The 21,333-nt window shown below is 63.3% G+C and carries 22 protein-coding genes; 9 read left to right on the top strand and 13 right to left on the bottom strand.

Annotated elements, in window-relative coordinates; all coding sequences use genetic code 11:
* Positions 1–14: 14 nt before the first annotated feature.
* The gene (locus tag ACR2J1_RS05585) at positions 15–221 is read right to left on the bottom strand and encodes a hypothetical protein (protein WP_434018348.1); all 207 of its coding nucleotides are present in this window, start codon (positions 219–221) and stop codon (positions 15–17) included.
* Positions 222–389: 168 nt separating this feature from the next.
* On the opposite strand from ACR2J1_RS05585, the gene ACR2J1_RS05580 reads away from it, so the two are divergent.
* The gene (locus ACR2J1_RS05580) at positions 390–869 is read left to right on the top strand and encodes a hypothetical protein (RefSeq protein ID WP_434018347.1); all 480 of its coding nucleotides are present in this window, start codon (positions 390–392) and stop codon (positions 867–869) included.
* An 87-nt stretch (positions 870–956) separates the two neighbouring features.
* Entirely contained in the window at positions 957–2,252 is a 1,296-nt protein-coding gene (gene purB / locus ACR2J1_RS05575; RefSeq protein ID WP_434018346.1) for an adenylosuccinate lyase, read from the top strand.
* Positions 2,253–2,270: 18 nt separating this feature from the next.
* Here purB and ACR2J1_RS05570 read toward each other — a convergent pair whose 3' ends face one another.
* From ACR2J1_RS05570 to ACR2J1_RS05550, 5 genes are all read right to left on the bottom strand, one after another.
* Positions 2,271–2,546, bottom strand: coding sequence for a hypothetical protein (locus tag ACR2J1_RS05570; RefSeq protein ID WP_434018345.1), 276 nt, complete (start codon positions 2,544–2,546; stop codon positions 2,271–2,273).
* A 347-nt stretch (positions 2,547–2,893) separates the two neighbouring features.
* A complete protein-coding gene (locus ACR2J1_RS05565) occupies positions 2,894–3,487 on the bottom strand; it encodes an SH3 domain-containing protein (protein WP_434018344.1) in 594 nt (197 codons plus the stop codon).
* A 183-nt stretch (positions 3,488–3,670) separates the two neighbouring features.
* Positions 3,671–4,132, bottom strand: coding sequence for an SH3 domain-containing protein (locus ACR2J1_RS05560; protein ID WP_434018343.1), 462 nt, complete (start codon positions 4,130–4,132; stop codon positions 3,671–3,673).
* Between the two features lie 86 nt (positions 4,133–4,218).
* Positions 4,219–4,977 (bottom strand): HpcH/HpaI aldolase family protein, encoded by a 759-nt coding sequence (locus ACR2J1_RS05555; protein WP_434018342.1) that lies wholly within the window; start codon positions 4,975–4,977, stop codon positions 4,219–4,221.
* A 7-nt stretch (positions 4,978–4,984) separates the two neighbouring features.
* Positions 4,985–5,314, bottom strand: coding sequence for a DUF1476 domain-containing protein (locus ACR2J1_RS05550; RefSeq protein WP_434018341.1), 330 nt, complete (start codon positions 5,312–5,314; stop codon positions 4,985–4,987).
* Positions 5,315–5,615: 301 nt separating this feature from the next.
* On the opposite strand from ACR2J1_RS05550, the gene purC reads away from it, so the two are divergent.
* The 6 genes from purC to grxD are packed head-to-tail and all read left to right on the top strand — an operon-like array spanning position 5,616 to position 10,204.
* Positions 5,616–6,386 (top strand): phosphoribosylaminoimidazolesuccinocarboxamide synthase, encoded by a 771-nt coding sequence (gene purC / locus ACR2J1_RS05545; protein ID WP_434018340.1) that lies wholly within the window; start codon positions 5,616–5,618, stop codon positions 6,384–6,386.
* An 18-nt stretch (positions 6,387–6,404) separates the two neighbouring features.
* Complete coding sequence (gene purS, locus ACR2J1_RS05540; RefSeq protein WP_434018339.1) at positions 6,405–6,650, top strand: phosphoribosylformylglycinamidine synthase subunit PurS; 246 nt, start codon at positions 6,405–6,407, stop codon at positions 6,648–6,650.
* 15 nt (positions 6,651–6,665) lie between these two features.
* Positions 6,666–7,355: a phosphoribosylformylglycinamidine synthase subunit PurQ gene (gene purQ, locus ACR2J1_RS05535; RefSeq protein WP_434018338.1), complete on the top strand. Its 690-nt coding sequence runs from the start codon at positions 6,666–6,668 to the stop codon at positions 7,353–7,355.
* Positions 7,352–9,577, top strand: a complete 2,226-nt coding sequence (gene purL, locus ACR2J1_RS05530; protein WP_434018337.1) for a phosphoribosylformylglycinamidine synthase subunit PurL — start codon at positions 7,352–7,354, stop codon at positions 9,575–9,577. The genes purQ and purL overlap by 4 nt, the downstream gene beginning before the upstream one ends.
* A gap of 28 nt (positions 9,578–9,605) precedes the next feature.
* On the top strand, positions 9,606–9,857 hold the full coding sequence (locus tag ACR2J1_RS05525) for a BolA family protein (RefSeq protein ID WP_434018336.1): 252 nt from the start codon (positions 9,606–9,608) through the stop codon (positions 9,855–9,857).
* Positions 9,854–10,204: a Grx4 family monothiol glutaredoxin gene (gene grxD, locus ACR2J1_RS05520; protein ID WP_434018335.1), complete on the top strand. Its 351-nt coding sequence runs from the start codon at positions 9,854–9,856 to the stop codon at positions 10,202–10,204. Before ACR2J1_RS05525 ends, grxD begins: the two co-directional genes overlap by 4 nt.
* Before the next feature lie 69 nt (positions 10,205–10,273).
* On the opposite strand, the gene rpsD is transcribed toward grxD, so the two are convergent.
* The 3 genes from rpsD to ACR2J1_RS05505 all read right to left on the bottom strand — a co-directional run bounded on the left by rpsD (position 10,274) and on the right by ACR2J1_RS05505 (position 12,773).
* Positions 10,274–10,891, bottom strand: a complete 618-nt coding sequence (rpsD, locus tag ACR2J1_RS05515) for a 30S ribosomal protein S4 (RefSeq protein WP_434018334.1) — start codon at positions 10,889–10,891, stop codon at positions 10,274–10,276.
* A gap of 173 nt (positions 10,892–11,064) precedes the next feature.
* Positions 11,065–11,856 carry a hypothetical protein gene (locus tag ACR2J1_RS05510; protein WP_434018333.1) on the bottom strand — a complete coding sequence of 264 codons (792 nt, stop codon included), beginning with the start codon at positions 11,854–11,856 and terminating at the stop codon, positions 11,065–11,067.
* A 92-nt stretch (positions 11,857–11,948) separates the two neighbouring features.
* Positions 11,949–12,773 (bottom strand): RNA methyltransferase, encoded by an 825-nt coding sequence (locus ACR2J1_RS05505; RefSeq protein WP_434018332.1) that lies wholly within the window; start codon positions 12,771–12,773, stop codon positions 11,949–11,951.
* Between the two features lie 123 nt (positions 12,774–12,896).
* Between ACR2J1_RS05505 and ACR2J1_RS05500 the strand changes: the two genes are divergently transcribed.
* Positions 12,897–14,123: an NADP-dependent isocitrate dehydrogenase gene (locus tag ACR2J1_RS05500; protein ID WP_434018331.1), complete on the top strand. Its 1,227-nt coding sequence runs from the start codon at positions 12,897–12,899 to the stop codon at positions 14,121–14,123.
* A 16-nt stretch (positions 14,124–14,139) separates the two neighbouring features.
* Here the strand turns inward: ACR2J1_RS05500 and ACR2J1_RS05495 are convergent, their stop codons facing one another.
* From ACR2J1_RS05495 to ACR2J1_RS05480, 4 genes are all read right to left on the bottom strand, one after another.
* Complete coding sequence (locus tag ACR2J1_RS05495; protein WP_434018330.1) at positions 14,140–15,411, bottom strand: cyclic nucleotide-gated ion channel; 1,272 nt, start codon at positions 15,409–15,411, stop codon at positions 14,140–14,142.
* A complete protein-coding gene (gene alaS / locus ACR2J1_RS05490) occupies positions 15,408–18,212 on the bottom strand; it encodes an alanine--tRNA ligase (RefSeq protein ID WP_434018329.1) in 2,805 nt (934 codons plus the stop codon). Before alaS ends, ACR2J1_RS05495 begins: the two co-directional genes overlap by 4 nt.
* 320 nt (positions 18,213–18,532) lie before the next feature.
* Positions 18,533–19,684 (bottom strand): recombinase RecA, encoded by a 1,152-nt coding sequence (gene recA / locus ACR2J1_RS05485; protein WP_434018328.1) that lies wholly within the window; start codon positions 19,682–19,684, stop codon positions 18,533–18,535.
* A 357-nt stretch (positions 19,685–20,041) separates the two neighbouring features.
* Positions 20,042–21,310, bottom strand: coding sequence for a sulfotransferase family protein (locus ACR2J1_RS05480; RefSeq protein WP_434018327.1), 1,269 nt, complete (start codon positions 21,308–21,310; stop codon positions 20,042–20,044).
* Positions 21,311–21,333 lie beyond the last annotated feature (23 nt).

The following is a 21,333-nucleotide window of genomic DNA, read 5'->3' as shown; positions in this document are numbered from 1 at the left end:
GGGAGGAGCGCGGCCTACTTCTTCGGCGGGATCTCGGCGATGAATTGGGCTTCGAGTTCCTGCTCCAGCCGCACCAAGTCCTCCGGCACCGGCATGCCGAAGGCGCGCATCTCGTTCAGCTTCTCGCGGATCAGCAGATAAAGCTCGTGCTTGTCCTCGGGCTGGTTTTCCATTTGGTTGAGCAGGAGGGACAGTTCCGCCTGCAGATCCTCAAATGCCATGGTGTGGCGCCTCCTCGGGGCTTGGGTCGGGCCAAATCGGACCATAAACCCGCCCCCGCGGCAAGCTGGGTCTCGGATGCGCCTCCCGCTCAGGAACCGTTGCGGCTCAGGCATTTCCCTTGCATAGTCGCCCCGCGGACGGCGCGCACGGAACTGGGGGATGCGGCAATGGAGAAAATAACCTTCGCCAAGGTGGTGGGCTTCGTGCTCGCCGCGGCCTTTGCTCTGGTGATGGGTATCTCCATGTGGGCGCTGCTTGTCGGTGAATACATGAACACGATCGTCAACGACCAGGCGCAGCAGACCATGCGCATCGTCGGCTTTGCCGGCGCGTTCGCGGCGCTGACCGCCTGGTGGGTGCAGGGCTTCGCCGCCAAGCGCAGCTTCCTCGTGCGGTTTCTCTTCGCCCTTTTCGTGTTCGTCGTGGCGTTCAGCAGCTTCGGAGGCATGCTGCGGGTGGTCTACAGCCACATCACCTATCCGAACCAGCAGGACTGGTCGCTTACCGGACTCTACTGGGCATCGCAGAGCGACCTCATCTCCTTCGTGCTTTATATGATGGTGCCGCCGCGCCCGGCCTACGCCGCGCTTATGGTCTTCGCCGCAATCTATATCGCCATGTTTGGGCCGCGGGATGCGCGCGCCTGAACGAGCCCGCCATTTGAGCGCGCCGCGCTCGTCTGCTAGATCATGCTCTTCCACCCTATTGCTTTTGGGGAGAGACTTTCCGCCCGCATGATCCCCCGCTACAGCCGCCCCGAAATGGCTCGCCTCTGGGAGCCGGACGCAAAGTTCCGCATCTGGCTCAAGATAGAGACCCTGGCTGCCGAGGCCATGGCCGAGCTTGGCCTCATCCCGAAGCATTCGGCCGATGCCATCAAGCGTCGCGGGAACTTCAATATCGAGCGCATCGACGAGATCGAGCGCGAGGTCCGGCACGACGTCATCGCGTTTCTCACCTCGGTCGCCGAGCATGTCGGGCCGGATGCGCGCTTCCTGCATCAGGGACTCACCTCCTCCGACGTGCTTGACAACTGCTTCAACATACAGCTCGTCGAGGCAGCGGACCTTCTCATCGCCGATGTCGATGCGTTGCTCACGGCGCTCAAAGAGCGCGCATACGAGCATAAGGACACGGTGACGGTCGGACGCAGTCACGGTGTCCACGCCGAGCCCACCACATTCGGCCTCAAGCTCGCCTACGCCTATGCCGAGTTCGATCGCGCCCGGGCACGTCTCGTGCTTGCGCGCGAGGACGTCGCGACCTGCGCAGTTTCCGGCGCCGTCGGCACCTTCGCCAATGTGGATCCGCGCGTGGAAGACTATGTCGCGAAGAAACTGAAGCTGAAGCCGGAGCCGATCTCGACGCAAGTGATCCCGCGCGACCGCCACGCGATGTACTTCGCAACGCTCGCGGTTGTGGCTGGCTCAGTGGAGCGGCTCGCGACTGAGGTTAGACATCTCCAACGCACAGAGGTGCTGGAGGCGGAGGAGCATTTCAGCAAGGGGCAGAAGGGCTCCTCGGCGATGCCGCATAAGCGCAATCCCGTGCTGTCGGAGAACATTACCGGCCTTGCACGCCTCGTGCGCGGCTACGCCCTCCCGGCCCTAGAAGACGTGGCGCTCTGGCATGAGCGTGACATCTCGCATTCTTCCGTGGAGCGCGTCATCGGGCCCGACGCGACCATCGCGCTCGATTTCGCGCTGTCGCGCCTCACCGAGATCGTCAAGGGTCTGGTCGTCTACCCGGAGCGCATGCGCGCCAATCTCGACCGGCTGGGCGGCCTCGTCCACTCACAGCGCGTGCTGCTGGCGCTGACCGCCGCCGGCGTCCCGCGCGAGGATGCCTACCGGCTGGTGCAGAAGAACGCGATGAAGGTCTGGGATCGCGAGGGGGATTTCCTCGAAGCCCTGCTCGCCGATGAGGCCGTGACCAAGGCGCTGACCGCGGACGAGATCCGCGCCCTGTTCGATCTCGGTCATCACACCAAGCATGTCGACACGATCTTCGCGCGGGTTTTCGGCGGCTGAACCCAGCCGAAATCGAACCTATCGAGCGCCGAAGATTCCGCGCGGCCTGGTGTCGACAGGCGTTGCACCACCCGTGTCGGCGTCGGCGTAACCCGGCTGTCCGAACTTGGTGTAGTTGCCGAACTGATCGTAGTGGCGGCGCCCGCCACAGCCCCAGAAGCCCGGCGTGCAGCCGTGCGGAGGCAATACGAGGGGAACATTGTAGTCGTATGACCTGTCGGCGCCGGGGTGCTGAAGCGAAGGTAGTCTGATTGAACATAGCCGCCTCGCGCCGCGCACCAACCCTTTCGGCAATTCCTTGCGGCGAGCACCTGGTTGAGCCCGATCAAACCGATGACCTTGGACTTCACGCTCGGAGCGGCGTGAACGCTGGCCGGCCTCGTGGCGACCGCGCTCGCGGCGGAGGCCGGGCTCGGCAAGAAAAGCAATATGCCAGCAAGGCCGCGACGGTCGCGCCTTCTCCCGCGCCCCGGTTATGTGGATGGTTGCGGGTCATGCTCATCTCGTCGAATTGGTGTGAGCCGGCCTCTAAGTCTAAATCCCATTGCATCCGCCGCAAGTCATGATGCCGTCGCCGCGCGGCGCAAAAAGGCCGGGCAACGCGCCCGGCCTGATTGCATCTCCTCGGTCAAAAAAACGTTTTAGCCGCGACCGCCGCGGCCGCCACCGCCGCCGTTGTTACCGCAACCGCCGCCACCGCGATTAGCGCTTATGCCACCACGGCCGCCACCGCCGCCGCGATAGGCATTCTTGTTGCCGCCGCCGCCGCGATAAACGTTCCGGCCGCCGCCGCCGCCACGCCAATAGTCGCCGCCTCTGCGGCCGTTATGGGCGTAGTGGCCGCGATTATAGGCGCGTCCGCCGCCATACCAGGACGGGCCCCAGCCGTACGAGGGGTACACGTAGGGGACGTCGTAGCCGTAAGCGTAGTCGTCATAGGCATAGGCGGGATCGGCGTAATAACCTTCGGCATAGCCGTCCGCGTAACCGTCGCCGCCGAAGCTCAGATAGCTGCTTGAGGCGTAGCCGTTCTGCACCTGGCACCAGCCGCCGTTGCAGCCCTGGACGTCAACCGTCTGCCCTGGGGCGAGACTGCCGACAACGGGGGCGCTCGTGGTGGGACCGGCACGGACGTTGAGGGGTACGATGGCGACGGCCGGCGCCGCCGATGCCGCGACGGCCGACGTCGCCAGCAAGGCGGCGGCGAACGCCGCTGTCTTCACGGGGTGTTTCATGGGGGGACTCCTGGTTCGGCGCTTCTTAAGCGCATGACATGCCTTACGCTCGGAACCACTACTTGTGACTTAAGTTCCGAATGCCAAGAGGGGTCGTGCGCCGCATCGGACACAGAGTAACCGTTTATCCCCGCATATCCCCGCATATCCCGCAATTTCCGCTGCATTCCAGTAAATAAAACGTTATTCCGCCACGTTGCGGAAAACGTGCGGCATATAGCGGTACCGGTTGCGCTCCTGCGCCATCATGAAATATCGGCGGCGGTGGAAATTCGGCAGCGTCGCGGCGTAAGGCGGCAGGTCGAAATACCAGTCGGCCTTGGGATAATAGCCTGCGCGATAGGGGTAATTCGGAAAGACCGGGATGACCGCGGGCGCCTGGCGATAGGCGGCTTGGCCCGGACGCAGGCCGCTTTGGCTCGCGTAGCCGGAGTAGCTGTTCCAGGCGATATCACACCAGCCGCGGTTGCATCCCTTGACCCGGACGACCGCGCCGGCGGGCATGGTGAGCAGCACTTCGTATCTCGTCCCGGGGCCCGCCCGGAGCGTAAGGTCCGTGTTTGTCACGGCATCACGCGCCGTTGCCGCCGTTGCACCGAGCGCGAGAATTGCCAAAGCGAGCCAGAGGCTTATTGATGATCGCATCGCGAATCCTTCAAGGTCCAAGGCGCATCTTCGCACAGCCGGTCAACAGCGTCGATGTCGCCAGAGCAACACCTACGTGCCGACACCTACCTGCTTATGGTCGCCGCGCGCCTAACCTCGGCAGCGGCCTTGGCGAACCAGCCGGCGTCAGTGCCGATCGCGACGATGGTCCAGCCCTCCTCAAGGCGCGGCTTGGCGAACTCGATGTCGTTGGCGAAAATGAGAGTCATTACAGACCGCTCGCGGCACTTCTTCAGAACCAGAGTCATGGCGTCCTTGACCTCGCTCGCCCAAATGTCGAGACGTCCGGTCAGCGCCACGGATAAATCGTTGGGACCGAGGCAGACCATGTCTACGCCCTCCATGGCGAGAATGTCGTCGAGGCGGTCGAGCGCGCCCCTGGTTTCGATTTGCGGGCAGGCGACGGTGAAGTCGTTTGCGGTGGTGAAATAGTCGCCATCGTAATCGAGACGCGCACGGTAAGGACCCCAGCTGCGCAAGCCACGCGGCGGATATTTCACCGCTTTGACGAAAGCTTCCGCGTCTTCGACCCGCTCTATCATCGGACACATGATGGCCTGGGCGCCCGCATCGAGCGCCCTGCCGATCAGGCCCGGGTCGTTTTCCGCCACACGCACGATCGCCGGCAATCCGCTGGCGCGCGCGGCGGTGAGGCAGGACAGCAGCGCCTCATTGCCGCCCATGCCGTGCTGCTGATCGATGGTGATGCAGTCGAAGCCCGCCTCCCCGATCAGCTCGACGAGGAACGGGGAATTGCAGGTGAGCCACCCCGTCAAAAGCGTGCGGCCCTCCTTGGCAGCGTGGCGGAAGCGGTCCTCACCCATGCAGGGCTCAAGCCTTACCTTCGGCTTCGATTTGATTCATGGCCTCGGCCATCATCTCGGACATCGCGCGCCGGATCTGGTGGTCGGACTGTTCGATACCCTTGGCATCGAAGTCCCCCCTCACCTTCCGGAAGACGTCCTCCTCGCCGGGCATCTCGAGATCGGCCTTAATCACCTCTCTCGCGTAGACCTGAGCGGCATCGCCGCTTAGTCCCATCTTCTCGGCAGCCCAGAGGCCCAAGAGCTTGTTCCGGCGCGCCATGGCCTTGAACTTCAGCTCCTCGTCATGGGCAAATTTGCCCTCGAAACCCCTCTTCCGATCCTCAAAGCTCGTCATCTGGCTGGCACCTCCTGCGAGGCCCGGAATCGGGCCAATACCACGGAATTCTTGGAAAAAGTCGCCTGTCCCGGCGCAAGCGATAGCGCCCGGGGCACTAGAAATCAACAAATGCCGCAAAGCAACCGTGCCGCGGGCCGGGGCCGTTGTCTCGCTTCTCCCCTTACGTTAAGGTCCGCCTCAGACCCCTTGGTTGATTCCTACGATGGCGACAACAAGTTGCGCGCGGCCTGGGCAAGCCTCTCCCCGCGCTCTTGGCGTTTGTCAGATGTTCAAGCCAAGCGTTTGAGAGGAACGTAACATGAACCGGCGGCGGCGCATCTACGAAGGCAAGGCCAAGATTCTCTATGAAGGCCCCGAGCCCGGGACCCTCGTCCAGCATTTCAAGGACGATGCCACCGCGTTCAACAACAAGAAGCACGACCGCATCGAGGGCAAAGGCGTCCTTAACAACCGCATCTCCGAGTATTTTTTCCAGAAGCTCGGCGACATCGGCGTTCCTACGCATTTCATCAAGCGGCTAAACATGCGCGAGCAGCTCATCCGCGAGGTGGAGATTATCCCAATCGAAGTGGTGGTGCGAAACGTCGCCGCAGGATCGCTTGCGACACGGCTTGGCCTCGAGGAAGGCACGCCGCTGCCGCGCTCCATCGTGGAGTTCTATTACAAATCCGACCAGCTCGAAGATCCCATGGTGAGCGAAGAGCACATCACCGCGTTCGGTTGGGCGAGCCCGCAGGAACTCGACGACATCATGTCGCTGTCGCTGCGCATCAACGACTTTCTCTCCGGGCTGTTGCTCGGCGTCGGCATTCGCCTCGTCGATTTCAAATGCGAGTTCGGCCGGCTGTGGGAGAACGAGCAGATGCGCGTCATCCTCGCCGATGAGATTTCGCCCGATTGCGCGCGGTTATGGGACGTCGAGACGCAAGACAAGCTCGATAAGGACCGCTTTCGCCGCGATATGGGCGGTCTGGTCGAAGCCTATCAAGAAGTCGCGCGCCGCCTCGGCCTGCATGTCGACAATCCGACGCGCACGCGAAGCGGCCCCGTGCTCGTACGCTCGAAGTAGAACATCGCTGCTGAGGCCATGAAGGCGCGCATCACCATCACTCTGAAGCCAGGCGTCCTCGATCCGCAAGGCAAGGCCATAGAGGGCGCACTGCATGCGCTTGGTTTTGGCGCGGTTGGAAATGTGCGTCAGGGCAAATATATCGAGGTCGAGGTGACGGAGAGCGATCCCGTCCGGGCCAAGGCGGAGATCGAGCGCATGTGCGAGCAGCTTCTCGCCAACACCATCATCGAGAATTATCACTATGAACTCGAGGCGGCTTAACCGGCGTCACCAGGCATGAGAGCGAGCGTCATCGTCTTTCCCGGTTCCAATTGCGATCGCGACGCGGCGGTCGCACTGCACGCGGCCATGGGCGAAAGCCCGATGATGGTCTGGCACGGCAATTCAGAGCTGCCGAAAAGCGATTTGATCGTGCTGCCGGGCGGTTTCTCCTACGGCGATTATCTGCGCTCCGGCGCGATGGCGGCGCACTCGCCTGTCATGCGCGAGGTCGTGCGGCGGGCAAAGACGGGCACGCCCGTGCTCGGCATCTGCAACGGCTTCCAGGTTTTAACTGAGGCAGGTCTTCTTCCCGGCGTGCTAATGCGCAACGCCTCGCTCCGCTTCATCTGCAAGGACGTGCATCTCAAGGTGGAACGCAACGACACGCTTTTCACGCGCCAATATGCGCAAGCAGAGATCGTGAGATTTCCGATCGCCCACAAGGACGGCTGCTATTTCGCCGACGACGCCACGCTTGCGCGGCTCGAAGACGAAGGCCGGGTCGCATTCCGCTATTGCGAGGCGACAGGCGCGGTCACAGAGGACGCCAATCCCAACGGCTCGGCCAACAATATCGCCGGCATCTACAACGAGACCTCCACCGTGCTCGGGATGATGCCACATCCGGAGCGCCTCGCCGACAAGGCGCTTAGCGGCACCGACGGCGCCAAGATGTTCTCCTCCCTTGTGGAGACGCTCCATTGAGCCGCGTTGCGCGGGCTTCGCTGCCGGCCGCGGGCGTCTCGAAAGAGCTGATCGCCGAGCATGGCCTTAGCCCGGCCGAATATGAGGTGCTCTTGTCCGAGTTGGGGCGCGAGCCCTTTTTGACCGAGCTCGGCATCTTCTCGGTGATGTGGTCGGAGCATTGCTCCTATAAATCCTCTCGGGTTTGGCTGAAAAAGCTACTAACCACGGGCCCGCAGGTGATCGAGGGACCCGGCGAGAATGCCGGCGTGGTCGATCTCGGCGACGGCCTGGCCGCGGTCTTCAAGATGGAGAGCCATAACCATCCTTCTTACATCGAGCCCTATCAGGGCGCGGCGACCGGGGTCGGGGGCATCATGCGCGACGTGTTCACGATGGGTGCCCGGCCTATCGCCAATATGAATGCACTGCGCTTCGGAGCGCCCGATCACGCCAAGACACGTCACCTCGTTGCCGGCGTCGTCTCCGGCATCGGCGACTACGGCAATTGCATGGGCGTGCCGACGATCGGCGGCGAGACCAATTTCGATCCGCGCTACAACGACAACATTCTCGTCAATGCGATGTGCGTCGGCCTCGTCGATGCCAACCGTATTTTCAAGTCTGCGGCGAGGGGCGTTGGCCTGCCCGTGGTTTATGTGGGCTCGAAGACCGGCCGCGACGGCATCCATGGCGCAACCATGGCGTCGGCCGAGTTCGATGAAAGCTCGGAGGAGAAGCGCCCCACGGTGCAGGTCGGCGATCCCTTCACGGAGAAGCTGCTGCTCGAAGCCTGCCTCGAACTCATGCAGGAGGACGCCATCGTCGCGATCCAGGATATGGGCGCGGCTGGCCTCACCTCTTCGTCTGTGGAGATGGCCGATAAAGGCGGCGTCGGCATCGAGCTCGATCTCGATCATGTGCCGATGCGCGAAGTCGGCATGACGGCCTACGAAATGATGCTGTCGGAGAGCCAAGAGCGCATGCTCATGGTGCTGAAGCTTGGCGCCGAGCCTATCGCCGAGCGCATCTTCACCAAGTGGGACCTAGATTTCGCGATTGTTGGCCGTACCACCGACACAGGGCATCTCGTCGTGCGTCACGGTGGCCGCACCGAAGCCGATATTCCCCTGGCCGCGCTCGCGCATGCAGCGCCGCAATATGAGCGCCCCTGGACCGAGAAGCCCGCAGAGGCCTCCGTCGCGGCCGAGGACGTGCCGGCGCCGAACAGCGTGCTCGGCGCGCTGGAATGCATGATGGGATCGCCGGACCTCTCGTCACGGCGCTGGATCTGGGAGCAATACGATCACATGGTCATGGGCGACACCTTACAGCGCCCAGGCGGCGACGCCGGCGTCGTGCGCGTGCACGGAACGCGCAAGGGTCTTGCGATCTCATGCGATGTGACGCCGCGCTATTGCGCCGCCGATCCACGCGAAGGCGGCAAGCAGGCGGTTGCGGAATGCTGGCGCAATCTGACGGCGGTCGGCGCCGATCCGCTCGCCATCACCGATTGTATGAATTTTGGCAACCCCGAGCGCCCGGAGATCATGGGCGAATTTGTGGGCGCGATCGAAGGCATGGCGGAGGCCTGCAACGCTCTTGCCTTCCCCGTCGTCTCCGGCAATGTCTCGCTCTACAACGAGACCAACGGCGTCGCCATTCCTCCGACGCCCGCCATTGGCGGCATTGGCCTCATCCCCGACATCGATACGACGGCCACGTGCGCCCTGAAGCGAGAGGGCGACGTCCTCATCCTGCTCGGGACCGAAGCCGGACATCTCGGCCAGTCGCTCTATCTGCAGATCATGCTGGACAGGACCGCGGGTGCACCGCCACCCGTCGACCTCGAGGCAGAGCGCGTGACCGGCGACCTCGTCAGGATGCTCATCCGCGACGGAAGGGTGAGCGCGGTTCACGACCTCTCCGACGGCGGCCTGCTTGTCGGCATTGCCGAGATGGCGCTGGCGGGCAGGCGCGGCGTCGAGCTCGAACCGGCGCCTGAAGGCCTCCATGCCCATGCGATCTGGTTTGGCGAGGACCAGGCCCGCTATCTCATTTCGGCCGATCCCGATCAGGCTGACACGATCCACAAGGCTGCGGCGAGCGCCAAGGTCCCGCTCCGGCTGATCGGCCGCGTCGACGGGGACGCCTTGAAACTACCCGGAGAAACGCCACTTTCGCTCGCAGACTTGCGCGAGGCGCATGAGGCCTGGTTGCCGCGCTTCATGGCGGGCCGCTAAGATCCGCTAGAGGCGAGGAGTAAACCCGATGGCGATGGCCGCCCACGAGATCGAGCAGCTCATCAAACAGCGATTTCCCGACGCCGAGGTCGAGATCAAGGATCTTGCCGGCGACGGCGACCATTACGCCGCGACCGTCGTGGCCGAGGCATTTCGCGGCAAAACACGGGTGCAGCAGCATCAAATGGTCTATGACGCGCTAAAGGGCCGGATGGGCGGCGCGTTGCATGCACTCGCCCTGAAGACCTCGGCGCCCCAGTCAGAAAGGATCGACCCATGAGCGAGAAGGACGTACGGGACTGGATCTGCAAGCAGGTCGCGGAGAATGACGTGGTGCTTTTCATGAAGGGCACGAAGCAGATGCCGCAATGCGGCTTCTCCATGCAGGTGGCGCAGATTCTCGGTCATCTCGGCGTCGACTACAAAGACATCAACGTGCTCGACGACATGAGCGTGCGCGACGGGGTCAAGGCCTTCTCGAATTGGCCCACCGTGCCGCAGCTCTACATCAAGGGCGAGTTCGTCGGTGGTTGCGACATCACACGGGAGATGTTCCAGGCAGGCGAGCTGCAAGAGCTGTTGACGGCCAAAGGCGTCGCCCACAACGCGCAAACCCTTACCGCCTGACGCCAGACATGACGTTGCCGCGCAAAGGGCGCGGCATCCAAATCGCAAAACGTCGCGGCGGCTATCCGCCTAGCGCGAATAGAACTCGATGACGAGGTTCGGCTCCATCATTCCAGGATAAGGCACATCCGACAGAGTCGGCGTGCGCACGAATCGCGCCGTCATCTTGTTGTGGTCGACGTCGACGTAGTCGGGAACATCCCGCTCAGGACTCTGTGCCGCCTCGAGCACCATGCCCATGTCCTTCGCCTTGTCCCGCACCTCGATGACATCGCCTTCGCGGCAGCGATAGCTCGGGATGTTGACGCGGCGGCCGTTGACGCGCACGTGGCCGTGGGAAACGAATTGCCGCGCCGCGAAGACCGTCGGCACAAATTTTGCGCGATAGACGACCGCGTCGAGGCGCCGCTCCAGAAGCCCGATCAACTTCTCCGAAGTGTCGCCACGCAGCCGCGATGCCTCGCGGTAGATCGACTTAAACTGCTTCTCGGTAATGTTGCCGTAATAGCCCTTCAGCTTCTGCTTGGCACGAAGCTGCGCGCCGTAATCGGAGAGCTTGCCGCGGCGGCGCTGCCCATGCTCGCCAGGACCATATTCGCGCTTGTTGAACGGGCTTTTCGGGCGGCCCCAAATGTTCTCGCCAAGCCGGCGGTCGATCTTGTGCTTGGCGTTGATGCGTTTCGTCATACGTTGGTCTCCAAAGCCAAATGAGGCTTGCCGCGGACGGACATTCGCCGCGTATCTCGTGATGCGTTTGGCCGTTGATGGCAGCAGGCGGCACCGGGATAGCTCCGGCGACGGTCAAAGCTTGGCTAATCAAGCTTCGTTGGGCTTTTGTTACACGGAATGCCCGGAAATTGTCAATTGGCACCGGGGGCGGCTTTGGCGTCCCCGGCAGGCGCCGCGCTCGCAGACTGCACATAGGCGTTAATCGCCTGGGTCACCTTCTGCTTCTGCTCCGGGGAGCATTCAGGCTTTTTTGGCGTAAATGCCGGCTCCGCGGGAGGCTCGGCGGCAGCGGCCGCCTTGGCTTGCTCGGCATCGGACGCTGCGGGAGGGGCCGTGGCGGCATCAGGGGTCGCGGGTGCGGGGGCGCCCGCCTCGGGGGGATTTGCGGCCGAAGTGGCGCCCGGCTCCGCAGGCGCGTCGTTGATCTGGATGTTGCCGGTGAAATACGCCACCGAGAAGTGGTGCAGCGACTTGATGAACATGATCTGCTCGGGCGTCCAGACCATGCGTGCTTCCTCACCCTTGACGAGGGTCTGGTAGTTGGCGCGGCCGAGTTCGGGTAGACCGCACACTTCGGCATAGGCCGAACGGGTGGAGGCCCGGATCACACCGCGCGCGTCGTCGAGGGGAATGAGAAACTTGTTCGGCACGGATTTGTCGACCTTGACGGTCTTGCCGTCGGGACCCTTGGCCTGGTCCGGAACGAGCGAAAAGGCATAGGTCATGAGCACGCGCACGGCGCTGTCGCTGAGCTTGCCCTTCTGGCCCTCGTTTTGCGGCGCGGCGGTCTGCGCGCGCGCCCCCAGCGTCTCCGCCACGGGTCGGATATCGCCGTTATCGGCGGCCTTAAGGGGCGAGCCCGCGAGCAGCAGCAAGGCCAGCACGGCAGACACCCCTCCCGACCAAATCAACGCAAATCGCATGAACCGTCCCTCTCCATCCCGCGCCGGGAAGCTAACATCGTCTCCGCCAATCGCAATAGGAGAAACCGGGCGGAACTATGACACTTGGCCGTTCAGTCCCGGTCCCGCCGCACGAGCGAAGCCACGATCCCACGCCACGTGCGGGCATCCTGCTCGGTGATCCCCATGCGGTGAAACATGTTGCGTATGCTCCGGACGATGCGCGCCCGCTTCTCCGGCGGCTTCAGAAAGCCGGAGCGGTCGAGCTCGCTCTCGAGCTGACCGAAAAGGCCGAAAAGTTCGGCGCGAGTAGCAGGCCGCGTATCTGTGAGCGCGACACCTTCCGCCGCAGGTCCATCGCAAGACGTCGCGCGTCCGAGCGACAGCGGCTCATCCTGGCCCTTCAGCCACTCATAGGCGAACAGAAGGACGGCCTGGGGCAGGCTGAGGGAGGCAAAGCGCGGGTCAACCGGTGCGGTGACGATCGCATCGGCAAGAGTGATCGTATCGTTATCCAGGCCGCTCTGCTCCGCCCCGAACAACACGCCCGTGCGTTCTCCACGCATCGACCGCCGCACCAGCTCGAGTGCGGCGCTTTCGGGGCTCAGCACCTCCTTCACCATGTCGCGCGGGCGCGCGGTCGCGGCAAGCACGTAGTTGAGCTCGGCGGTGGCGTCCTCGACGCTCGCATAGATTTTCGCCGCTTCCACGATTGGGGCCGCCACGGCGGCAGCCGCATCCGCCTTCTGGTTCGGCCACCCATCACGCGGCGAAACGAGCCGCAAATCGCTTAAGCCGAAATTGGCCATCGCACGGGCGGCAAAGCCGATATTCTCGCCGAGCTGCGGCTTGACGAGAACGACCGTGGGAGGCGTGCCGCCGCCGCTACCGCCCTCTTCCGGCGGCGCAGACCTTCCGCCCGCTGCCTTGCGCCGCACGCTTCTCTCCACTCTTGCTTTCATTTCAGAAGCACGCTGCTATAGGGCAAATCTCGCCGCAACGAGGCCGCCGGCGAGAGGCAAGCGCTCCTATCCACGTCTTCCCTTGCCGAGGATTTCCAAGTGAACAAGATCAAGGTCAAGAACCCGATCGTCGATCTCGAGGGCGACGAGATGACCCGGGTCATCTGGACATTGATCAAGGACAAACTCGTCACTCCTTATCTCGACCTGCCGCTCCGCACCTTCGATCTCGGCATCGAGAACCGCGATGCGACCGACGACAAGGTGACGGTCGATGCAGCCTACGCCATCAAGGAATGCGGTGTCGGCGTCAAATGCGCAACCATCACACCCGACGAGGCCCGTGTCGCCGAATTCGGCCTCAAGAAGATGTGGAAGTCTCCCAACGGGACGATCCGCAACATCTTGGGGGGCTGCATCTTTCGCGAGCCCATCATCTGCAAGAACGTGCCGCGGCTGGTTCCCGGCTGGACCAAGCCCATCACTATCGGCCGTCACGCCTTCGGCGATATTTACCGCGCCACCGACTTTCGTGTTCCCGGCAAGGGCAAGCTCACGATTACCTTCACCGGCGAGGACGGCAGCAAGATCGAGCACGACGTGTGCGATTTTCCCGGCGGCGGCGTTGCGCTCGCCATGTTCAATCTCGATGACTCCATCCGAGAGTTTGCGCGCGCAAGCTTCAATTATGGCCTTCGGCGCGACATGCCGGTCTATCTTTCGACCAAAAACACCATCCTCAAGTCCTATGACGGCCGCTTCAAGGACATTTTCGCCGAAGTGTTCGAAGCCGAATTCAAGAGCGAGTTCGATCGGCGCGGGCTGACCTACGAGCACCGGCTGATCGACGACATGGTCGCCGCGGCGTTGAAATGGTCGGGCGGCTATGTCTGGGCTTGCAAGAATTACGACGGCGACGTGCAGTCGGATACCGTGGCGCAAGGGTTCGGCTCGCTTGGCCTGATGACGAGCGTGCTGATGACGCCGGACGGCAAGACCGTTCTGGCGGAGGCTGCGCATGGCACCGTCACCCGCCATTACCGGCAGCATCAGAAGGGGCGGGAGACTTCGACCAACGCCACCGCTTCCATCTTCGCCTGGACCGGCGGCCTCAAGCACCGCGCCCAGCTCGACGGCAATGACGAGCTTGCGAGCTTCGCGGAAACGATGGAGCGGGTCGTGGTCGATACGATCGAATCCGGCTTCATGACAAAGGATCTTGCGCTTCTGGTCGGCGCCGAGCAGAGATGGCTGTCGACGACGGGCTTTCTCGACAAGATCGACGAGAATCTGCGCAAGGCCATGGCCGACCGCGCCGCCGCCTAAAGACGCCGACTCGTTGTCAACCCGCGCCGGGTTTGCGCCTGGCGAGCGGAACGGCTCGACGCTTGCGCGGAGTTGATACATTTTTGGCTTGGGCGTCCATGCGGCTGCGGTTGCGCGCAACGGTGCAGATTGCCCGCATGACCTCCGGATGCCGACGACTCAATCGCGCCAGGGCCTGACTGTCGAGCACGAACACCCGACATTGCGTCTTTGCGAACACATCATGGCGATGGCGGCGGCGTTCCAGCAGAGCCATTTCGCCGAAGAAATCGCCTTCGCGCAACATGACCGGCCCGCCGGGGACCTTCAGCAGCTCAGCCTCGCCATTGGCAATGATATACATGGCATCGCCGGCATCGCCAGCGCGCACGATGGGACTGCCCGGCAGATAGGTGCGGGTGTAAAGCACCTTCGTGATTTCCGCGACCTCACCCTCATTCATGGAGCTGAAGAGGGGGACGCGCGCCACCATGCTCCAGGTGGCCACGAACTGATGCCGCGCAGATTCCAGGCTGAAGCCCGTAGCGATGATGGCGATGGGCAACGCGAACATGCAGACGCCGAGAAGCATGACCACGCCGCCGAAGACTCTTCCCATCGGCGTAAGCGGCACGACGTCGCCATAGCCGACCGTCGTCAGCGTCGCGAGGGACCACCAGGCTGCCGCCGGAATACTGCCAAAGACATTCGGCTGCGCGTCACGCTCAAGGAAGTAGATCACCGACGACGAGAATAGGAGCAACACCACCATCACCAGGAGCGCGCCGAGCAAGGCGCGATACTCGTCCGCAATCACCCGGCCCAATGTCTGCAAAGCCGGCGAGTAGCGCACGAGCTTGAGGAGGCGGAAGATGCGGAAAACGCGCAGCAGCCGGAGATCCACGGGAAAGATCAGGTAGAGATACCAAGGCAGAACCGCCAAAAGGTCGATGATCATCATCGGCCGCGCCGCAAAGCGTAGCCGCGCGCGCCATTTCGGCAGCCTGCTCAGCATCGGAATCTCGATAGAGCTCCAGATGCGAAGAACGTATTCAACCGTGAAGACTAACACGGACGCGGCGTTGAAGGCATCGAGCGCGCGTCCGTAGCGAATGGCAATGTCGTCCACGGTCTCCGCGGCGAAAGCGGCCGCGTTGAGAACGATCAAGGTGATGATGAAGGCATTGACGAGATAGCCAGCGGGACGCGCGTCGCCGCCAAATTCCAGGACATCGTGGACCTTGCGGCGCCACTTCGCCCAGGTCTTGTTTGGCGGCTTTGGCTGCGCCGCCGGCTCGGCGCCGCTCACGCGCGGCCGGCCCGGCGCTCGTCCTTCGCGCCCTCGCCCGGCGCGGGCTCGGGTGCACCGACACCGCCTTCGCCCAGCCTTGCAGCGATAGCCTCTAGGGCAGCATCGGCTCTCCCACCATCGGGCCCACCGGCCTGAGCGAGGTCGCGCCGCCCGCCGCCGCCTTTGCCGCCCAGCGCCTCCGCGCCAATGCGCGCTAGCTCCACGGCATCGTAGGTCGCTGTCAGATCGTCCGTGACGCCGACGACCAATCCCGCCTTGCCCTCCTCGCTGACGCCCGCGATGGCGACGATGCCGGAGCCGAGTTGGCGCTTGGCATCGTCGACAAGTCCGCGCAGATCCTTAGGCGCCACGCCCTGCACGGTGCGTGCGAGCAACTTGATGCCGCCAAGCTCGCGGACGCCGGAAGACGCCGCACTCTCGCCGCCGCCGCCACTCGGCCGCAGCGCAAGCTCGCGCTTGGCCTCGGTCAGCTGACGTTCGAGTTTGCGACGCTCGTCGACGACAGCGGCAAGCCGGGTGATGACTTCGTCGGGCGCCACTTTCAAGATTTCGGCGGCCTCGCGCACCCGCTCCTCCTGGGCGGCGAGGTAAAGGCGGGCGGGCTCGCCGGTGAGGGCTTCGATGCGGCGGACGCCGGAAGCCACCGGGCTCTCGCTCACGATCTTGAGAAGCCCGATGTCACCCGTGCGACGGACATGGGTGCCGCCGCACAGCTCGATGGAATAGGCCTTGCGCGCCTTTTCGCTTGTCTCGCTTTTGCCCATGCTGACGACGCGGACCTCCTCGCCATATTTCTCGCCGAACAGGGCAAGCGCGCCTTTCGCGATCGCCTCCTCCGGTGCCATCAGATGGGTCTCGACCGCATCGTTCTGGAGAATGACGGTATTGGCGATGTCTTCCAAGGCGCGAATCTCGGCGTGGGTCATCGGCTTTTGATGGGAGAAGTCGAAACGCAAGCGGCCCGGCTCGACGAGCGAGCCCTTCTGCGCCACATGTGGCCCCAACACCCGCCGCAGCGCCTCGTGCACGATATGCGTGGCGGAATGGTGCGCACGGGTCGCGGTGCGGCGGCCATGATCGACCTCTAGCTCCACGGCCTGGCGGACTTGAACACGTCCCTTTTCCACGACACCGGAATGGAGGAAGAGGCTGCCGAGCTTCTTGTGGGTGACCTCAACGGTAAAGCGCAGTCCTTCGGCGTCGAAGATGCGGCCATGATCGCCGACCTGACCGCCCGACTCGCCGTAGAAGGGGGTTTGATTGACGACAACGGAGCCGCGCTCGCCATCGCGAAGCTCCTTGACCCGCTTGCCATCCTTGATGAGCGCAACAACTTCGGCCGAGGCGGTCTCGGTCTCGTAGCCGAGAAATTCGGTGGCGCCGATCTCGTCTTTCAGCTCGAACCAGAGGGTCTCCGTCTGCGCCTCTCCGGAGCCCGCCCAGGATTTGCGGGCCTCGGCCCGCTGGCGCTCCATCGCTGCGGCGAAGCCCTTGGCATCAATGCCGATGCCCTTGGCCTTCAGGGCGTCCTCGGTGAGATCGAAGGGGAAGCCGTAAGTGTCGTAGAGCTTGAAGGCGATCTCGCCCGGCAGGACGTCACCGCGCTTCATGTCCTTTGCCTCATCGTCCAGCAGGCGCAGGCCACGCTCGAGTGTGTCGCGGAAGCGCGTCTCCTCGAGTTTCAAGGTCTCCTCGATAAGGCTCTGGCCCCGGTCGAGTTCGGGAAAGGCCCTGCCCATCTGATCGACCAGGACCGGCACCAAACGATGCAGCAGCGGATCCTTGCTCCCAAGAAGCTGGGCGTGGCGCATGGCGCGCCGCATGATGCGGCGAAGCACGTAGCCCCTGCCCTCGTTGGAGGGCAGCACGCCGTCGGCGATGAGGAAAGAAGATGCGCGCAGATGATCGGCGATCACGCGATGGCTCGGCGCCTGAGCGCCCTCGGCAGGCACGCCGGTCAGATCCACGGAGGCGCCGATTAGGGCCCGGAAAAGGTCGATGGCGTAATTGTCGTGAGTGCCTTGCAGGACGGCGGCGATGCGCTCCAGCCCCATGCCCGTATCGATCGAGGGCCGCGGCAGATCCACACGGCTGCCGTCCGCGCGCTGCTCGTATTGCATGAAGACAAGATTCCAGATCTCGACGAAGCGGTCGCCATCCGCATCGGCGCTGCCGGGCGGACCGCCCGCAAGCGCCGGCCCATGATCGTAGAAGATCTCAGAGCATGGGCCGCAGGGACCGGTATCGCCCATCGACCAGAAATTATCGCTGCCGGCGATGCGTAGGATCTTGCTGTCGGGAAAGCCGGAAATCTTCCGCCACAGCGCTGCGGCTTCCTCATCGTCGGCAAAGACCGTGATCAGCAATCGATCCTTGTTGAGCGCGTAGTCCTTGGTGATGAGGTCCCAGGCGAGCAGGATCGCGCGCTCCTTGAAATAATCACCGAAGGAGAAATTGCCGAGCATCTCGAAGAAGGTGTGGTGGCGCGCCGTGTAGCCGACATTGTCGAGATCGTTGTGCTTGCCGCCGGCGCGCACGCATTTCTGCGAGGAGGCCGCGCGCGGATGGCTCGGCTTCTCGGCGCCGGTAAACACGTTCTTGAACGGGACCATGCCGGCATTGGTGAACATCAAGGTCGGGTCGTTGCGCGGCACGAGCGGGCTCGACGGCACGATCTCGTGATCGCGCTCGCGGAAGAAATCGAGGAAGGCCGCGCGAATGTCGTTGACGCTCGTGTGCGACGCGCCGCGTCCTGCGGCGCTTGCGCGCTTCGCCGTCGTGTTTTTGGCTGACGTCATGGCAGCGAGGAGAACCTTGGGTTGCCGATCATCTTCGCGCCCCGGCCCCCGTTATAAGGAAGAGCCGGTGCAGTTCCAGCCGCTCCAGTTACAGGAAAGCCGCTAAAATACCGTGTCAGACATAGAGTCGGGAAAAGGGGCTGTCCAGCGGTACACGCCCGCACCAAGTCCTTCAGGGCCCGCTCGATATGGGCTCTACCAGCCAGCGGCACCGGGCATCGTCACCCGTCGGCGGAGCCTCCGCGATAGGAAGACCTATGCTCCAGACGTGCGGGCGAGGCCGGCGGCACCGCCGGCCTGCACAGTTCGGTTCAAGCGTCTTAGGCCGGGCGCTTCGTGCGCCTGGCACCGGCAATCGCCGCCACGTCGCCCTCGGCAAAACCACCCGCTTCGCTCGTCTCGCCGTCGTCTGAGTCCGACTCAGGCACACCTTCGAGGATCTTGCCGGCGAGCAAGCCCGCATTCTGGCGGATCGCGAGTTCGATCCTCGCGGCCATATCGGGATGCTCTTTCAGATACGTTTTGGCGTTTTCGCGGCCCTGACCGATGCGCTCCGAATCGTAGGAGAACCAAGAGCCCGATTTCTCCACGATGCCGGCCTTGACGCCGAGATCGACGAGCTCACCCATCTTGGAAATGCCCTCGCCATACATGATGTCGAACTCGACCTGCTTGAAGGGCGGGGCGACCTTGTTCTTCACCACCTTAACGCGGGTCTGGTTGCCGACGACCTCCTCGCGCTCCTTGATGGCGCCGATGCGGCGAATGTCGAGGCGAACCGAGGCGTAGAATTTCAGCGCATTGCCGCCGCTCGTCGTCTCGGGGCTCCCGAACATCACGCCGATCTTCATGCGGATCTGGTTGATGAAGATCACCATGCAGCGGGACTTAGAGATGGAGCCCGTCAGCTTGCGCAAGGCTTGGCTCATCAGACGCGCCTGACTGCCCATTTGCATATCGCCCATCTCGCCTTCGAGCTCGGCCTTGGGCGTCAGTGCCGCGACCGAATCGACCACGAGCACGTCGATGGCGCCGGAGCGCACCAACGTGTCGGCGATCTCGAGCGCCTGCTCGCCGGTGTCCGGCTGAGAGATCAGGATATTCTCGAGGTCGACCCCGAGCTTGCGCGCATAGACGGTATCGAGGGCGTGCTCGGCGTCGACGAAGGCGCAGATGCCGCCGCGCTTTTGCGCTTCGGCTGCCACATGCAGCGCCAAAGTGGTCTTGCCTGAGGATTCCGGCCCGTAAATTTCGATGACGCGGCCGCGCGGGAGACCGCCAATGCCAAGGGCGATGTCGAGCCCAAGCGAGCCAGTCGAGATCGCCTCCACCTCGACGACCTGCTCGTTCGCGCCGAGGCGCATGATCGAGCCCTTGCCGCAATTCCGCTCGATCTGGGAGATCGCCGCGGCAAGCGCCTTCTCTTTATCCATTTCCCCACCTTCCACGAGGCGCAGCGCGACATTCGACATGGTCTTTCTCCCTTATTTCACAAGCCCGCCAATTCAAAAAGCCCGCTCATCAGGCCGATTGCGATGGCCCCCCTCATCCGCTCCACACATGCCCCTTAGACGGTTGGAAGTGCATAAGCGGTCCAAAATCATTAAGATCAATGTACACGTTTTGTTCTCTGTTCGCAATATGTTCTTTCTGCGGCCCCGCGCGGAAGCGCCTCCCAGGCTGCAGAAATCGGACGCTCAGAAGGACGAGATGGGAAAAAATGGGGGTTGGGCCGTAGAACCTGCCGAAATCGGCCTCCCCGGGCACAAGCCGAGGGCGCGGTACCCTTCATCGCGGGGCTCTCAACCTACATTGCGTGATGCCAAAAATTAAGACGGCTCCCGCTCGCGGACCGGGGTCTTGGAGCCGCCCTCGGCGTCTTTTCCGAGCGCGGCGTTGACGGCGTCGCGGTAGCCGAAACGCTCGATATAGGGAGCCAGCCGCTCCGCAATTTTGCGGGTCAAGGGGTCCGGCAGGCGATAGGACGAAATGCGGTGGTCGGAGCGGTCGGACAGGATGGTGCGCATGGGAGCTACCGCTTGCGCGAAATCGCTGATGCCGAGGCGGGTATAGACATCGCGCATGGTGCCGATCGGGTCCGTGACCAGGTCCTCGTAGCGCATCTCGACGAGGCGATCCTCCGAGATGAGATGGCGATCTTCCTCATAGGCCTCGGTCAGCTGCTGAAACATGTCGAGCACATAGTCGTCGAGCCAGGACTCGAGCTGCGGGGGGTTATGCAGGCCTTGGGTGGAATACAGCGCGCGCCAGAGCTTCACCGTGGAGGGAAACACGTCGAGCGGGTTGCGCGCGATGTAAACGAAGCGGGCATCGGGAAAGAGCTCGGTCAACAGCTTGAGGCGGCCGGCATTGGCTGGCGATTTCAAGACGAGGCGCCTGCCGCGATGCTGGAGCACGAGGCGCCGATAAAACCACATGAAGGCGCCGGCCCAACTCTTCTTCTTGGCCTCGGGCAAACCCTTGAAGTCGAGATACTCGCTTTCGGCCGGACCCAGCCGCGGCCACGCCATTGTGTTATAGGGCGAGCCCTCGCCCAGCATGATCATGGCGAACTCTTCTTCCTGCGGGCGGTCGAAGCCGACCGGCACGTCGTCCTGGGGACGCCTCTTCGGCAACAGGATTTTGAAGACTTTGTCGAGATGGCCTTCGGTCAACAGGAAATGGTGCGGGAAGAAGCACTCATAGGTCGTGGGAAAGGCGAGGTTCGGGTCCTCCGAGAAAAGGTCGTGCAGCAGCGTGGTACCGGTGCGCCAATGCCCGATGACGAAGACCGGCGGCGTGTCGAGCGGAAGCGCCTCGGCCCGCCTCCGATACTTCAGCTCGGAGATCCAGTAGAGCGGCGTATTCCACGGCACCCACAGGAACAGCGCCAAGGTGTCGGGAATGCAGTTCAGCGTGAAGCTGAAGCGCCCTCGCCAGAAGAGTCGCATTAGTGCGCCGAAGCGCATCCCGAACCAGACATAAAGCAGCCGCCCGCCATAGCGCTCGATCGTCAGCGCCGGCATCTTGGGCTTTTTGCGCTTTCTGCGAGGGGGCTGGCCCTCCTCGTCGAGGGGCAGGACTTCGTAATCCGGCACGCGCGCGCTCCGTTAGCGAGGAT

The sequence above is a fragment of the Methyloceanibacter sp. genome (genome assembly GCF_050999895.1).
Taxonomy (GTDB): domain Bacteria; phylum Pseudomonadota; class Alphaproteobacteria; order Rhizobiales; family Methyloligellaceae; genus Methyloceanibacter.
Note: the sequence above shows the minus strand (reverse complement) of the source record. Positions and strands in the feature narration are given on the sequence as shown.